The organism is Arthrobacter sp. MSA 4-2 (assembly GCF_016405885.1).
GTDB lineage: Bacteria > Actinomycetota > Actinomycetes > Actinomycetales > Micrococcaceae > Arthrobacter_D.
Genome location: NZ_JAEKGC010000005.1, coordinates 66,940 through 81,353, shown reverse-complemented (window position 1 = coordinate 81,353; position 14,414 = coordinate 66,940). Strand labels below are relative to the sequence as shown.

At 69.1% G+C, this 14,414-nt stretch carries 13 protein-coding genes; 5 read left to right on the top strand and 8 right to left on the bottom strand.

Annotated features, from left to right (window positions below):
* A complete protein-coding gene (locus I6N91_RS07085; protein WP_198811904.1) occupies positions 1–630 on the bottom strand; it encodes a copper resistance CopC family protein in 630 nt (209 codons plus the stop codon).
* A gap of 100 nt (positions 631–730) precedes the next feature.
* On the opposite strand from I6N91_RS07085, the gene I6N91_RS07080 reads away from it, so the two are divergent.
* The gene (locus I6N91_RS07080; protein ID WP_198811903.1) at positions 731–2,179 is read left to right on the top strand and encodes an NCS2 family permease; all 1,449 of its coding nucleotides are present in this window, start codon (positions 731–733) and stop codon (positions 2,177–2,179) included.
* Between the two features lie 36 nt (positions 2,180–2,215).
* Here I6N91_RS07080 and I6N91_RS07075 read toward each other — a convergent pair whose 3' ends face one another.
* Complete coding sequence (locus I6N91_RS07075; RefSeq protein WP_198811902.1) at positions 2,216–3,028, bottom strand: fused MFS/spermidine synthase; 813 nt, start codon at positions 3,026–3,028, stop codon at positions 2,216–2,218.
* Positions 3,028–3,366 carry a thiamine-binding protein gene (locus I6N91_RS07070; RefSeq protein ID WP_198811901.1) on the bottom strand — a complete coding sequence of 113 codons (339 nt, stop codon included), beginning with the start codon at positions 3,364–3,366 and terminating at the stop codon, positions 3,028–3,030. Before I6N91_RS07070 ends, I6N91_RS07075 begins: the two co-directional genes overlap by 1 nt.
* Positions 3,367–3,459: 93 nt before the next feature.
* Between I6N91_RS07070 and pta the strand changes: the two genes are divergently transcribed.
* Together pta and I6N91_RS07060 are read left to right on the top strand one after the other, a co-directional pair.
* On the top strand, positions 3,460–5,586 hold the full coding sequence (gene pta, locus I6N91_RS07065; RefSeq protein WP_198811900.1) for a phosphate acetyltransferase: 2,127 nt from the start codon (positions 3,460–3,462) through the stop codon (positions 5,584–5,586).
* A complete protein-coding gene (locus I6N91_RS07060) occupies positions 5,583–6,719 on the top strand; it encodes an acetate/propionate family kinase (RefSeq protein ID WP_198811899.1) in 1,137 nt (378 codons plus the stop codon). The genes pta and I6N91_RS07060 overlap by 4 nt, the downstream gene beginning before the upstream one ends.
* 132 nt (positions 6,720–6,851) lie before the next feature.
* On the opposite strand, the gene I6N91_RS07055 is transcribed toward I6N91_RS07060, so the two are convergent.
* Both I6N91_RS07055 and I6N91_RS07050 read right to left on the bottom strand, forming a co-directional pair.
* Positions 6,852–7,163: an AzlD domain-containing protein gene (locus I6N91_RS07055; RefSeq protein WP_198811898.1), complete on the bottom strand. Its 312-nt coding sequence runs from the start codon at positions 7,161–7,163 to the stop codon at positions 6,852–6,854.
* The gene (locus I6N91_RS07050) at positions 7,163–7,891 is read right to left on the bottom strand and encodes an AzlC family ABC transporter permease (RefSeq protein ID WP_198811897.1); all 729 of its coding nucleotides are present in this window, start codon (positions 7,889–7,891) and stop codon (positions 7,163–7,165) included. The genes I6N91_RS07055 and I6N91_RS07050 overlap by 1 nt, the downstream gene beginning before the upstream one ends.
* A gap of 110 nt (positions 7,892–8,001) precedes the next feature.
* Between I6N91_RS07050 and I6N91_RS07045 the strand changes: the two genes are divergently transcribed.
* Positions 8,002–9,177 carry a zinc-dependent alcohol dehydrogenase gene (locus I6N91_RS07045; RefSeq protein ID WP_198811896.1) on the top strand — a complete coding sequence of 392 codons (1,176 nt, stop codon included), beginning with the start codon at positions 8,002–8,004 and terminating at the stop codon, positions 9,175–9,177.
* On the opposite strand, the gene I6N91_RS07040 is transcribed toward I6N91_RS07045, so the two are convergent.
* Positions 9,155–10,990: a glycoside hydrolase family 15 protein gene (locus I6N91_RS07040; protein ID WP_198811895.1), complete on the bottom strand. Its 1,836-nt coding sequence runs from the start codon at positions 10,988–10,990 to the stop codon at positions 9,155–9,157. The genes I6N91_RS07045 and I6N91_RS07040 overlap by 23 nt on opposite strands.
* Positions 10,991–11,026: 36 nt before the next feature.
* Positions 11,027–11,896: a glycerophosphodiester phosphodiesterase family protein gene (locus tag I6N91_RS07035; RefSeq protein WP_198811894.1), complete on the bottom strand. Its 870-nt coding sequence runs from the start codon at positions 11,894–11,896 to the stop codon at positions 11,027–11,029.
* 162 nt (positions 11,897–12,058) lie between these two features.
* Between I6N91_RS07035 and I6N91_RS07030 the strand changes: the two genes are divergently transcribed.
* Complete coding sequence (locus I6N91_RS07030) at positions 12,059–13,264, top strand: DUF445 domain-containing protein (protein WP_198812039.1); 1,206 nt, start codon at positions 12,059–12,061, stop codon at positions 13,262–13,264.
* A 118-nt stretch (positions 13,265–13,382) separates the two neighbouring features.
* Here I6N91_RS07030 and I6N91_RS07025 read toward each other — a convergent pair whose 3' ends face one another.
* Positions 13,383–14,195: a hypothetical protein gene (locus tag I6N91_RS07025; RefSeq protein WP_198811893.1), complete on the bottom strand. Its 813-nt coding sequence runs from the start codon at positions 14,193–14,195 to the stop codon at positions 13,383–13,385.
* Positions 14,196–14,414 lie beyond the last annotated feature (219 nt).

Sequence of the window (14,414 nt, the reverse complement as noted above, 5' to 3'; positions counted from 1 at the left end):
CTACCGGTTGGCGCCCAGCCGCTTCCGGGCCGTTGTGGCAAGCACCGCGGCGAGGATAAGCAGCACGACGGCCATCACGGCGATGCTCCAGGGGAAGTCGCTGGTTCCCGCGGCCTGCGGCGAATCCTCCTCCGCCTCGGCGGGCGCGATCGGCACGGCGGTGCCGGCCGAATCCGGCGCGGCCGAGGTTCCGGACTCAGCGGTGAAGGTCAGGACTCCCTCGATGGGGTGGGAGTCCGAGGACACCACCCGCCAGTTGACCGTGTACTCCCCTGCCGGGGCCCCCGCGCGCACGCTCTGCTCCGCGGTGTTGTCCGTGATCCGAACGGGCCCGTCGGACCAGGACTTGCCCTCGGCGTCGAGCACCTCGACCTGCGCGCCAAGGCCCGATGGGACACTCGAGAAGGTGAGTTCGATGGCTCCCGGAACTGCGGCAACCGTTGCGCCGTCGGCCGGGCTGCTGCCCGCCAGCTCGTCATGGGCCGCCGCCGGTCCGGCCGCCAGGCCGAGGAGGACCAGCAGGATGAGCCCCGGGGCCAGGACGGCGCGGGTCAGGACGGTGCGGGGCCAGCCGGCGGAGGTCCTCCGGCGGCGGTGGAGACGGGAGGGGCTGAAAGCGGAGAAAGCCATGGCTTCAGCCTACGCTCCGCGCCGGCGTAACCCGTGGGTGATTGGCCGGCGCCGGGATAGAATCTGCTCGGTTTCCCTTCCTCCTCTCCAAGGATTGATCATGCTCAAGACGGGTTCAGCGCTCGACCGCTACTTCGAGGTCACCTCCCGGGGATCCACCTATTCGCGGGAAATCCGCGGCGGCGTGGCGACCTTCTTCGCGATGAGCTACATCGTCGTCCTGAACCCGCTGATCCTCTCCGGGGCCGACGCCTCGGGCACCGAACTCGGCTTCGAACGCGTCGCCGCCGTGACGGCCCTGATCGCAGGCATCCTCACCATCACCATGGGCGCCTGGGCCCGGTACCCCTTCGCGCTCGCGACGGGCCTCGGGGTCAACGCCTTTGTCGCGATCACCGTCGCCACCAACCCCGGACTGACCTGGCCCGACATCATGGGCCTGGTGCTGCTGGCCGGGCTCACCATGCTGCTGCTGGTGCTCACCGGCTTCCGGACCGCCGTGTTCAACGCAGTCCCTGAGAGCCTGAAGACGGCCATTGTCGTCGGCATCGGGCTGTTCATCGCGCTGATCGGGCTCGTCAACGCCGGCTTCGTCCGGCGCATCCCCGACGAAGCCCAGACCACCGTGCCTGTCGGCCTCGGCTTCGAGGGCGTCCTGCTCGGCTGGCCGACGGTTGTCTTTATTTTCGGCCTGGTGCTGACCATCGCCCTCGTGGTGCGGCGGGTCCGCGGGGCGATCCTCATCGGCGTCCTCGCCGCCACCGCCCTCGCCGTGATCATTGAAGCCGTCGCCGACATTGGCCCGAGCTTCATCCCGGGCCAGGACCCGAACCCGCAGGGGTGGTCGCTTGTCGTTCCCGAACTGCCGACGGGCGCCTGGGTCGGCGCGCCCGACCTCGGACTGCTCGGCAACGTCAGCCCGTTCGGCGCATTCGGCCACCTGGGAGCCACGGCCGCGCTGCTGCTGACCTTCACGATCCTGCTCAGCATCTTCTTCGACGCCATGGGCACCATGGTGGGCCTGGCCAACGAGGCGAAGCTCGTCGACGCCCGCGGCAACATCCCCGGCGTCAACCGGGTCCTGATCGTCGACGCCCTCGGCGCCGTCGCCGGCGGTGCCGGCTCGGTGTCCTCGAACCAGATCTACGTCGAGTCCGGGGCGGGCATCGGTGAAGGCGCCCGCACCGGCATCGCAAATATCGTGACCGGCGTCCTGTTCCTGCTGGCGATGTTCATCACCCCGTTGATCAGCCTCGTGCCCTTCGAGGCCGTGGCACCCGCCCTGGTGGTCGTGGGCTTCATGATGGTCTCCCAGGTGGGCCGGATCGACTGGCAGGACTGGGGAATCGCGATCCCGGCGTTCCTGACCTTCACCCTCATGCCGTTCACCTACTCGATCGCCAACGGCCTGGGAGCCGGGTTTATCGCCTTCGTCCTGGTCCGCACCATCCAGGGCCGGGCACGAGAGATCCATCCGCTGATGTGGGCGGTGGCCGGGGCGTTCGTGATCTTCTTCGGCATCGGTCCCATTGAGCAGATCCTGCTCTAGCGGAGCGCCCTGCGCAGGGCCGAACCGGGCAGGGCGTCAGTCGGTGAGTGGCTGCGCCCCGGCGGCGAAGCGGCGCACCTGGTCGTCGTGCCAAAGGTGGGCCGGCACACCGCCGCCGAGCAGCCCCCGGGCCAGCCCGGGGCCTTCGCCGAGCGGGCCGTCGCTGCCGGCGATGATCACGTTGCCGTAGCGGCGCCCCTTGAGCATTGCCGGATCGGCGACGATCGCCGTATTCGCGAAGGCCGAGGCGATGGTGGCCGCTTCCCGTCGCGCCATCTTCAGGTCGGGACTGTCGCCGCAGTTGACCAGGTAGATCCCGTCGGCGGCGAGCACCCTCTTTGCCTCCTGCGTGAACCCGACGGTTGTCAGCGGGTGCGGGGTGCGGCTGCCTGCGAACACATCGCGGATGATGAGGTCCCGGCTGGCCTCCGACAGCGACCGGGTCACCTCCCGCGCCTCCCCCACCCGGATGCGCACCAGCGGGGCCCTCGGCAGGTCGAACCACTGGCGCACCAGTTCGGCCAGCTTTCCGTCGAGCTCGACGACGACCTGCCGGGCGGCCGGGTGCGCCGCAGCGATGTACCGGGGCAGGGAGCACGCACCGCCGCCCAGGTGCAGCACCCGGAGCCGGTCGGAGGGACCCCAGCGGGCATCGACAAGGGCTGCAATCCAGCGCATGTACTCGAAGTCAAGGCGCAGCGGGTCGTCGATGTCGATGTGTGAGCTTGGGACTCCGTTGACGCGCAGCACCCAGCCGTTGGTGCTGTAGGGATCGGGCTCGAGTTCGCAGGTGCCCGTGTCGATCGTAAATTCGCCCGCGACCGGCGCGGGCGCCCCCTGACGCGGCATCAGGAGTGGCCCTCGAACTCCTGCATCTCCCCCAGGGCCTGCTCGAGCCGTTCGACCTTGCCGGTGATTTCGCCGGTGTGCCCGGGCCGGATGTCGGCCTTCAGCACCAGCGATACCCTGCTGCCGTACCGGCCGGCGGCTTCGGTGGCGTGCTTGATCACGGCCATCACCTCGTCCCACTCACCTTCGATCGTCGTGAACATCGAGTCCGTTGAGTTGGGCAGGCCGGACTCGCGCACGACGGCGACGGCGGCGGCCACCGCTTCATGAACCGAGTCACCTCCGCCCCTTGAGTGCTCGGAGGATCCGGACGGTGCGACTGAGAAGGCGACAAGCATGGTCCAAGTCTCCCAGAAACCGCCGCCCGCGTCCCGGCCGGACGTGTGGGCTGCGTTATGGCACCCCGGGCAGGTCCCTGACAGGATGGTGAAATGACCCGCGGAATATACGTCAGTGCCATGAACCCAGGCTCCGGGAAGTCCCTGATCTCCCTTGGCCTCGCCGATATGCTCCACCGGCACGCCGACCGGGTGGGTTTCTTCCGGCCGATCGTCGAGGGCGACGACCCCGCCGCGGACCCGATGGTCCAACTGATGCAGCGCAGCTTCAACCTTCCGCCCGAGCGTTCCCGCGGCGGGCTGACCCGCGCCCAGGCCCGCGCGCTGCTGGTGGCCGGCAACCGCGAGGAGATCGACACCGCGTGCGTGGCGATCTACAGCGAGATCGCCAGCAGGTGCGACGTCGTCATCGTCGAGGGCACCGACCTCGGCGGCCACGACGCAGCGGTGGAGTTCGACCTGAACGCCCGCCTCGCCAACAACCTCGGGGCGATGGTGCTGGCCGTGGTCAGCGCGAAGGAGATGTCCGTCGCCGAGGCTGCCGACGCCGTCGACGTCGCCCGGCAGGAGCTCGACGAGGCCAAGGTCTCGCTGCTGGCCATGATGGTGAACCGCGCCCCCGACGATGCGGTTGAGGGCATCCGCGCCGAGGTCCGCCCGGGCCGGTCCGGACGGCCCGTCTATGTCATTCCCGAACTGCCCGAGATCGCCCGTCCCACCATTTCGGAGGTGGCCGCGGAGCTGGGGGCGAATCAGATCGCCGGAAGCACCAACCTGGAGCGGGACGTGCTCTCCGTCCGGGTCGCCGCGATGAACGTGGGCAACTTCCTGCACCTGCTCACCGACGGCGCCCTGGTCATCGTTCCCGGCGACCGCGCCGACGTGCTGGCCGCGACGCTCGCCTCCTCCTTCTCGCCCGAGTTCCCCGTGCCTTCCGGGCTCGTCCTCACGGGCGGACTCGAGCCGGACCCCCACCTGCTGCCACTCCTGGCCCAGGCCCCCTTCCCCGTGTTCGCGCTCGACGACGACACCTACACCGCCGCCCAGCGGGTCGGCGGGGTGCGCGGAGAGATCGCCACGGGGCTTCGCCGGAAGTCTGCCGCCGCGCTCGGCGCGTGGTCGCGGCAGGTTGACGAGGAGGAACTGCTCGAACGTCTCGCGCTTCCGCGGGCCATCTCCATGACGCCGTTGCGGTTCCTCCATGAACTCATCCAGCGGGCCCGCTCGCAGCGCCGCTCCATCGTGCTGCCCGAAGGAACCGACATCCGGATCCTTCGCGCCGCGGAAATCCTGCACCGCCGGGACGTGTGCGACCTGACCATCCTCGGCCCTGAATCGCAGGTTCGGGAACTCGCCGCCGGGCAGGGCATCGACCTCACCGGCATCACCCTGATCGATCCCGAAACCTCGGACCTGCGAGAGGAGTTCGCCACCGAGTACGCCCGCCTCCGCGCGCACAAGAACGTCACCATCGAGACCGCCCGGGAACGCATGCTTGACGGGGCATATTTCGGCACCATGATGGTCCAGCTCGGCTATGTCGACGGTATGGTCTCCGGCGCGGCGCACACCACCGCCAACACCATCCGGCCCGCCCTCGAGTTCGTCAAGACGCGCGAGGGCGCCCGGATCGTCTCCTCCGTCTTCCTCATGCTGCTCTCCGACCGGGTGCTCGTCTACGGCGACTGCGCGGTGAATCCCGAACCGAACGAGGAGCAGCTCGCGGATATCGCCTCCGCCTCGGCCGACACCGCCGAGCAGTTCGGCGTCGAGCCGCGCGTGGCGATGCTCTCCTACTCGACGGGGGAATCGGGCTACGGCGGGGCCGTCGACGAGGTCCGCCGCGCCACCGAACTCGTGAAGGCGCTCCGGCCCGAACTGCCGGTCGAGGGCCCGATCCAGTACGACGCCGCCGTGGATGCCTCGGTCGCGGCGTCGAAGCTCCCGGGCTCCTCGGTGGCGGGCCAGGCGACGGTCTTCATCTTCCCGGACCTCAACACCGGCAACAACACCTACAAGGCCGTCCAGCAGTCGGCCGGCGCGGTCGCCGTCGGGCCGGTGCTCCAGGGCCTCCGCAAGCCCGTCAACGACCTCTCCCGCGGCTGCACCGTTGAGGACATCGTCAACACGGTCGCCATCACCGCGGTTCAGGCGCAGCAGGCACCTCCCGCCTCGGCCGCCGTCGCAGCCGCATCAACCCCAGGAAAGCAGCAGGCATGATCATCCTCGTCATCAACTCCGGCTCATCCTCACTCAAGTACCAGGTGCGCGAGGGCGACGACGTCCTGGCGCAGGGGCTGATCGAAAGCATCGGCGAGGAATGGGTGCCCGACCACGCCGCGGCGATCGAACACTTCGACACCGAACTCGCGGTCATCCTGCAGGGGAAGACCATCGACGCAGTGGGACACCGGGTGGTCCACGGCGGCGAGCGCTTCGGGGAACCGGTGCTCATCACCCCGGAGATCATCCGCGCCATCGAGCGCCTCAACCCGCTGGCACCGCTCCACAACCCGGCCAATGTGCTGGGGATCCGGGCGGTCGCCCAGAAGTGGCCCGGCATCCCGCAGGTGGCCGTGTTCGACACCGCGTTCCACCGGACCCTCCCCGAGCGGGCCTGGCGCTACGCGGTGCCCAACGAGCTCTACACGAAACACGGGATCCGGCGCTACGGCTTCCACGGGACCTCCCATGACTACGTCACCGGGAAGGCCGCCGAATTCCTTGGCACCCCCCGCGAGAACTTTCATGCCGTGATTGCGCATCTGGGCAACGGCGCATCGGTGACGGCAGTGCGCGGTGGCCGGAGCATAGACACCTCCATGGGCTTCACCCCGCTCGAAGGACTGGTGATGGGCACCCGCTCGGGCGACATCGACCCGTCGATCCTGCTGTTCCTGGCCCGCGAGGGCTACTCCCCCGAAGACCTCGACACCCTGCTGAACCGCGAATCGGGGCTGCGCGGGCTGGCGGGCACCAATGACATGCGCTCGGTGGAGAAGGCCGCCGACGGCGGGGACAAGGCGGCGCAGCTCGCCCTCGAGATCGCCGCCTACCGCCTCGCGAAGTACATCGGCGGCTACCACGTGGCGGTCGGCGGAGCACACGCCCTGGTGTTCACCGCGGGCATCGGCGAGAACTCCTCGTCTTTCCGCTCACTGGTGGCGGGCGAGCTCACGGCGCTCGGCATCGAACTCGACCCCGAACTCAACGAGCCGCGCGGGTCGTCGGCGCGCGTCGTCAGCACCGCGGGATCGGCGATGCCCGTGCTGGTGGTCCCGACCGACGAGGAGGCCGCAATCGCCGAGGCGACCGCCGCCACCGTCGGTGCCGCAGCAGCCGCGGGAAGCTGAACGCGCGCTACCCTGCCGCGCCAGCCGCCGCGCCACCAGCCCGACACGCGGCCGGACAGGCGCACAGGGCAGGAGCTCATGGCAGGGACATGGGGTCCCGGCCGCCGGGGCAGGACCCTGAGGACCGGGGCGTCAGGGCAGGCCCGCCATCCGCGCCGCTGCAGCGGCGAGCGCCCCGGCAGCGACCACGACGAGGAACGGAGCCCGGAGCCAGAGGGCGACGGCGGCCGCGGCAGCTGCGGCGAGCCGCGCATCCGGCACGAGGACGCTGCCCGAGGAGACCGTGGTGACGACAGTCAGCGAGGTCAGCAGCCCCACCGTGAGCGCCCCCGCAGCGCGCAGCATGCGTGGATTGCCCAGGATCCGGGCAGGCACCAGGTAGCCGGCAAGCTTGGTCGCGAAGGAGACGAAGCCGGCGGCCAGAATCCAGGACCACAGGACCATCAGGCACCCCCGTTCAGGCCGGGCTGCGGGTCCGGCCGCCGGTCCGCCGCGGCTTCCGGAGGCCGGGGAGGCGTCCGGCGCAGGCCGAGGACAGCGGCCACCACGGCAGCGCACAGGATGGGAACCCCCGGCGGGGCCAGGGGCACGGCAACGACGGTCACCACGGCGCAGGCAACCGCGATGGCCCCGGCCTCCCGGGAGCGCAGCCGCGGCCACAGCAGCCCGAGGAATGCGGCGACTGCGGCGCCGTCGAGCCCCCACTGCCGCGGATCGCCCACCGCACCGCCAAGCAGCGCCCCCACGAGGGTGAAGACGTTCCAGAGCACGAACACCCCGATGCCTGCGGTCCAAAAACCGCGCTTCGCCTCCAGCAGTTCGCTCTGGGCGGTGGCGGTGGCGACCGATTCGTCGATGGTGAGCTGCGCGGCCGCGGCCTTCCGCCAGCCCCGCGGCCGCAGCAGAAAATTGAGCTGCATCCCATACACACCGTTGCGGAGCCCGAGCAGCGCAGCGGCCGACAACGCCGACAGCCCACTGCCCCCGCCGGCCACGACGCCGATGAAGGCGAACTGAGAACCCCCGCTGAACATCAGCAGGCTCAGGGCGGCCGTCTGGGCGAGGCTGAGGCCGGAGGCGGCGGACAGCGCCCCGAAGGAGATGCCGTAGAGGCCGGTGGCGACGGCGACCGAGAGACCCACGCGGACGGCGGGCGAGGCGAGGAGTTCCACCGAATCAGGGTAGTGGGTGCGGCCCGGCTTCTCGCACCCGGCTTTGCTTTCCGGCCGGTCCGGGGGAATAGTAGGAAAAGACAGCACCCTTACTACCTTTGGAGGCAGGCGTGAAAGCAGTGACCTGGCAGGGCCGTCGGAAGATCAGCGTCGAGGAAGTTCCGGACCCGATCCTTCAGGAACCGACGGATGCGATCGTGAGGATCACCTCCACCGCCATCTGCGGCTCCGACCTCCACCTCTATGAGGTCCTCGGGCCTTACCTGTCGCGGGGGGACATCCTGGGCCACGAGCCGATGGGCATCGTCGAGGAGGTCGGCAGCGAGGTCACGAACCTGGTGCCCGGGGACCGCGTTGTCGTTCCCTTCAACATTTCCTGCGGCCACTGCATGATGTGCCGCAGCGGACTGCAGTCCCAGTGCGAGACCACCCAGGTCCGCGAGAAGGGCACGGGCGCAAGCCTCTTCGGCTTCTCCTCCCTGTACGGCTCGGTGCCGGGCGGCCAGGCCCAATTCCTGAGGGTCCCGCACGCGAACTACGGACCCATCAAGGTGGGGTCCGAGCTTCCCGACGAGCGATACCTCTACCTCTCCGACATCCTCCCCACGGCCTGGCAGGGGGTCAAGTACGCCGATGTTCCCGACGGCGGTACCCTCGCCGTCTACGGGCTCGGCCCGGTGGGCCAGTTCGCCGCCCGCATCGGCAGGCACCTCGGGTACCGCGTCATCGGCATCGAACCGGTCGCCGAACGCCGGGCGATGGCCCAGCGGCACGGCATCGAGACCCTGGACTTCTCAAAGAACCTGGGCGAGGAACTGCGCAGCATGACCGGAGGGCGCGGACCCGACTCTGTGGTCGACGCAGTGGGGATGGAGGCCCATGGCTCCCCCGCCGGTGCGTTCGCCCAGAACGCCGTCGGCCTGCTGCCGGACGCCCTGGCCCGCAAGGCCGTCGAAACGGCGGGGATTGACCGCCTGAGCGTCCTGCACTCGGCCATCGATTCGGTGCGCCGGGGCGGAACCGTCTCCCTCAGCGGGGTGTACGGCGGCAATGCGAACCCGATGCCGCTGTTCACCATGTTCGACAAGCAGCTCCAGCTGCGCATGGGCCAGTGCAATGTCCGCCGCTGGACCGAGGACCTGCTTCCCCTCGTCGAGGACCCCGCCGATCCCCTGGGCGTCACCGACCTGATGACCCACGAAGTGTCGATCGATGAGGCCCCGGAGGCCTACTCCAGCTTCCAAAAAAAGCAGGATGGGTGCATCAAGGTTGTTCTAAAGCCGTAACCCCGAGGGCGCCGGCCAGGGAGGACGGCTGCAGGGCGGCGGCGTAGTGGATCGCGTCGGCGGCCCGCACCAGTGTCAGGTGGGAGAACGCCTGCGGGTAGTTACCGACCATGGTGCGGGCCTTGGCGTCGTACTCCTCCGAGAGCAGCCCCAGCTCGTTGGCAAAACCGATCAGCCGGTCCATGAGGCCCCGCGCCTCCTCGCCGCGGCCGCTGCGCGCGTACTGTTCGACCAGCCAGAAGGAGCAGGCAAGGAAGGGGTGCTCGCCGGGCTCGAGCCCGTCGTCGGACTCGTCGGTGCGGTAGCGCAGCAGCAGCCCCTCATCGGTGAGGAGGTTCTTCTCGAGCGCAGCCACGGTCCCGAGCATCTTCGGGTCGTCGTAGGCGAGGAAGCCCACCTGCGGCAGCTGGAGGAGCGAGGCATCGAGCTGCTCCTCGCCGTAGGCCTGGGTGAAGGAGTTGAGTTCCTCGTTGAAGCCGTGCTCCATCACCTCGGCGCGCAGCTCATCGCGCAGGGCGATCCACTGCTCCAGCGGGCCGTCGAGTCCGTGGTCCTCCACGGCACGGACGGCGCAGTCGAACGCGGCCCACATCATCACCCGGGAGTGGGTGAAGTGTTTGAGGTCCCCGCGCATCTCCCAGATGCCGTGGTCCTTGTCGTGGAGGTGGTTCTCGGCGAAACCGAGAAGTGCGCGCTGCAGCGGCCAGGAGAAGTGGTCCTCCGTCACCCCGTGGCAGCGGAGCTTCTCGAGGGCCACGATCACCTCGCCGACAACGTCGGCCTGATACTGGTGGACGGCGCCGTTGCCGATGCGCACCGGCAGGGAGTCCCGGTACCCGGGCAGGTGGGAAAGGATGGTCTCGGGAAGGTGCCGTTCCCCGGCCAGGCCGTACATGATCTGGAGGTCCTCGGGATCCCCGGCCACCGCGCGGAGGAGCCAGTTCCGCCACTCGAGCGCTTCCTCCTGGTAGCCGTGGGTCATCATCGCCTCAAGGGTCAGGGCCGCGTCCCGGAGCCAGCAGAAACGGTAGTCCCAGTTGCGTTCGCCGCCGAAGTGCTCGGGCAGGGAGGTGGTGGGCGCCGCGACGATCCCGCCGGTGTCCTCATGGGTCAGGGCCCGGAGCACCAGCAGCGACCGCTTGACCATGTCGTCGTACTCGCCCTGCGGCTCGTAGTTCGACGCCCAGGCGCGCCAGTAGGCGATGGTGCTCTCGAGGCACGGCGCGGCCTCCTGGCTGCGGGGTGCGGTGCGGTGGGAGGGGAACCACGCCAGCTCGATGTCAAGGCGCTGGCCCGCCGTGACCGTCAGCGTCCCCTCGTGCTGGTGCCCCTGGGGCTTCAGGGGGTTGCCGCGGTGCATCAAGGCGTTGGGGCCGGCGATCGCCAGCAGCATGGGGCCGTCGTCGTCATGGGCCTTGCGCACCCACGGCACCACGTCGCCGTACTCGAAACGCAGCTGAAGCTCCTCACGCATCGTGACGGTCCCGCTGATCCCCTCGACCCGCCGCACCAGGGACGCCCGGCGGTCCTCCACCGGCATGAAGTCGGTGACCAGGACCTCCCCCGTGCTGGTCCGCCAGCGTGTCTGCAACACGAAGGTGGAATCGAGGTATGCACGCCCGATCACCTCCGCATCCTCCTCTACGGGGGCGAGCAGCCAGCGGCCGTGGTCTTCGGTTCCCACCAGCTTGGTGAAGACGGACGGGGAGTCGAAGCGGGGAAAGCACAGCCAGTCGACGCTCCCCCGGCGCGATATCAACGCGCCGGTGTGAAGGTCCGATACCAGTGCGTAGTCCTCAATGGGCGAATGCATGCATTAACTCAACCACAAAGCGGAGTGCTGGGAGCCCTATCCGCCTGAGGAAATTGCAAAGAACGAGCGCATTTCCGCAGGGTAGTCGGTGGTGATTTCCTGGACCCCCAGCCCCGCCACCAGCTCGGCTTCCGCCTGCGTATTGACCGTCCACACCCGCACCCGGACGCCCTCCGACACCCACCGGCGCACAATGTCCTGGTGTGCCCTCACATAGGCCACGCCCGGCCCTGCAATCCCAACGGTGTGGGCGTCGATCAGAGCCTCGCCCTCGTCGATGGCGCGCCGCATCAGGTTGACCACGGCACCCGAGGTGATCGAGCCGAAACTGAGCGCCTCCCGCACCTCGTCGGGCTCGACGTCGGCCACCAGCTGGCACAGGGCGTGCGCCGGGGCGATCTCTCCGAGCTGGTGCATCGAGTCGGGGTTGAAGCTCATGAAGCTGATGGTGAGGTTGCCGAGGGTCGAGCTCTCCGGATCCCAACCCTCATCGAGGAGGAACGCGACAAGTTCGGCTTCAAGGCGCAGGCCGAACGGGCTAGGGTGCTTGAGCTCGATGGCCAGGGCAATGCTCCGCCCGGCGGACCGCAGCAGCCGCAGGAGGTCGGCCAGGGTCAGCAGCTGGTTCCGGGGCCCCCCATACTCGGCCGGAATCCGAACGCCCTTCCACGAGGAGAAGTCGAGTTCCCGAAGCTGGGCCAGAGTATGGTCGGCGACGTCCCCCGAGCCGTTCGAGGTCCGCTCAAGGGTCGGATCGTGGATGCAGACGAGCTGCTCGTCGCGGGTCAGGTGCACGTCGCACTCGACGCCGTCGACGCCGTCGGCCAGGGCCTGGAGGAAGGCGGCACGGGTGTGCTCCGCGTAGCTGCCGCTCGCACCCCGGTGGGCGAAGATCTGTGGACTCATGCTTGACCCTACTCTCGGTTGTTTCCCGGAAGCCGAACCTTCCCCCGATTACGGTACGCGATGGACACGCCGGCAGGGACATCCGGCGGCCGCGCTCGATAGACTGGGCTGGTGAATGTAACGCCGGGCACCGATGAGGAACGAGCCGCAGCGCTGCGCCGAATGAAGGTCCTGGCCACAGCCCTGCTCGGGGTGCTCTCCGTGATCTTCGTTGTCGCGTTCGCGCTGCAGGAGCGCTATCCGTGGCTTCAATATGTGCGTGCTGCGGCCGAAGGCGGCATGGTCGGCGCGCTCGCGGACTGGTTCGCCGTCACGGCGCTCTTCAAACACCCGATGGGGCTGAAGATCCCCCATACGGCGATCATCCCCCGGAAGAAGGACCAGATCGGCGAATCCCTCGGGCAGTTCGTCGAAGAGAATTTCCTTTCCGAGGCCGTGGTGCGGGCAAAACTCGACTCCGCCCGGATTGCGGAGAAGGCCGGCAGCTGGCTTGCCCGCCCCGAGAGCGCCGACCGCGTCGCCGTCGAAGGCGCTGCGCTCATCCGCGGCGCGTTCACCGTGCTCAATGACGAAGCGGTCCAGGGCGTCATCGAGTCGATGGTCCGCAAGCACGTGCTGGGTCCGCCGTGGGGCCCGCCGGTTGGAAGGATCGCAGAGCGGCTGTTCCGGGAGGGGCACCACCACCGCCTCGTTGACCTGCTGGTGGACCGGGCTGCCGACTGGGTGGATGCCAACTACGGGGTGGTGACCCGGGTCGTGGCCCAGCGCTCGCCCACCTGGGTGCCGCGCCTCGTCGACGGCGTCGTCGGGGACCGCGTCTATGCCGAGCTGTCGAAGTTCATCCGCGCCGTCCAGGACGACCAGCACCACGATGTCCGGATCGCCCTCGACAAATACCTCAAGGACCTCGCCCAGGACCTGCAGTACAGCCCGGAGACAATCGCCAAGGCCGAGGAGATCAAGGGCCAGCTCCTTGACGACCCCCGCGTGCGCGACCTGACCGCCCGCACCTGGGCCACCATCAAGAGTGCCCTGCTCGAGGCTGTCAGCGATCCGCAGAGCGAACTGACGGAGAACTTCAAGGCCGCGGTGCGGGACTTCGGCGGCCGGCTCGCCAGTGACCCGGAACTGGCGGCAAAGGTGAACCGGTGGATCTCCGACGGTGCGGCCTACGCAGTGCGGACCTACCGCAGCGAAATTGCCGGGGTGATCTCGGAGACGGTCGGGCGCTGGGATGCCGAGGAAACCTCACGGAAGATCGAGCTCCAGGTCGGTAAGGATCTCCAGTTCATCCGTATCAACGGCACCGTCGTTGGCTCCCTGGCGGGACTCGCCATCTTCGCGCTCGCCCACGCGGTCTTCGGCTGACATCCCGGCGGCAGGCGTCCGGCTCGGTCACGAGCCGGACCAACTTCGGCCGGATCCGCCACTGCCGGCCGGCGTCCGCTCCCGTTTCGCTGAAGCGGCCGACGGCCGGCGCGCGGCGTTAGGCCCCGGACCCGGACCCGGACCCGGACCCGCTCGAGGGTTTCTCCGGCGCTGCATCCAAGGTATTCGCGAGGTCGCCGGGAACCACCAGCGGCGGCGGCCCGAACGCGGTCCGGGTGGCGTTGATGACTGCCTTGCCCATCGCATGGTTCCCCGCCCCACCGATCGCTGCGCCCACACCGAAGGGGAGTGCGCGTCCAAGGAGGGCGCCACCCTGCCGGGCGACCATCCGGCGGATGAACCGGCGCCGGATGCTCGCGCTCAGCGCGCGGACGAGGGAGGCCGGCGCGGCGCTGCCCACGGCGTTCCCCCAGGGCTGCTGTCCGGAAGAGACCGAGGACCCGCCCAGTCCTGACTGAATGAGTGCCATCCCCTCCTCGCCCATCAGAATTGCCATCACCATGGTGCGCGACCGCTCCGGGTCGTCGGTGTGGATCCCGTGCAGTTCCGCGATCGACTGGGCATAGAGCGCGGTCGCCTCAAGGAATCCCACGGTGGCGGCGGCCGAGAGGCCCAGCGACGCGATGGTACCGACGGCCGGCACCGCCGCCGTCGCACCCACCGCGGCACCGGCGGCCGTGATAGCCATCAGGTAATCGCGCTCAAGGAGTTCGGCGAGTTCGGCGGGCGTAGCCGCCGGGTGGCGCCGGCGCACGCGCCGCAGGTTGGCCAGGACCAGGGGCCGTTGAACGTCGATCGCCCGTTCGATGCCGCGGTAGATCCCGGGCTTGGGATTGCCGTCCTTGTCGAAGAGGGCGCTGCTTGCGGCTTTCACGGCCGGGTTCGACCGGCCAATGTTCGGTGGATTCACTCGCTGGAGTTCCTTTCACAACCGGCCATCCGGTGGGGATGGCGTGCATTCAGTCTAGGACCGGACCGTCGGCGGCGGTGCGGGAAAATCGGGGGCGTACTCGGAGCCGCGCTGGCCGGACAGAGGCGGCCGGATAAAGGCGGCCGGATAAAGGCGGCCGGACACGGAAAAGGCGCCGCCGGGAATCCGGCGGCGCCTCCAATTCAGCTGTTCCCCCAG

Excerpts from the sequence above, each read along its gene's own strand:
- I6N91_RS07030 (WP_198812039.1), top strand. The coding sequence starts at position 12,059 with ATGAAGGTCCTGGCCACAGCCCTGCTCGGGGTGCTCTCCGTGATCTTC.
- I6N91_RS07060 (WP_198811899.1), top strand. The coding sequence starts at position 5,583 with ATGATCATCCTCGTCATCAACTCCGGCTCATCCTCACTCAAGTACCAG.
- I6N91_RS07070 (WP_198811901.1), bottom strand. The coding sequence starts at position 3,366 with ATGCTTGTCGCCTTCTCAGTCGCACCGTCCGGATCCTCCGAGCACTCA.
- I6N91_RS07040 (WP_198811895.1), bottom strand. The coding sequence starts at position 10,990 with ATGCATTCGCCCATTGAGGACTACGCACTGGTATCGGACCTTCACACC.
- I6N91_RS07055 (WP_198811898.1), bottom strand. The coding sequence starts at position 7,163 with ATGGTCCTGTGGTCCTGGATTCTGGCCGCCGGCTTCGTCTCCTTCGCG.
- I6N91_RS07075 (WP_198811902.1), bottom strand. The coding sequence starts at position 3,028 with ATGCCGCGTCAGGGGGCGCCCGCGCCGGTCGCGGGCGAATTTACGATC.
- I6N91_RS07080 (WP_198811903.1), top strand. The coding sequence starts at position 731 with ATGCTCAAGACGGGTTCAGCGCTCGACCGCTACTTCGAGGTCACCTCC.
- I6N91_RS07085 (WP_198811904.1), bottom strand. The coding sequence starts at position 630 with ATGGCTTTCTCCGCTTTCAGCCCCTCCCGTCTCCACCGCCGCCGGAGG.
- I6N91_RS07035 (WP_198811894.1), bottom strand. The coding sequence starts at position 11,896 with ATGAGTCCACAGATCTTCGCCCACCGGGGTGCGAGCGGCAGCTACGCG.
- pta (WP_198811900.1), top strand. The coding sequence starts at position 3,460 with ATGACCCGCGGAATATACGTCAGTGCCATGAACCCAGGCTCCGGGAAG.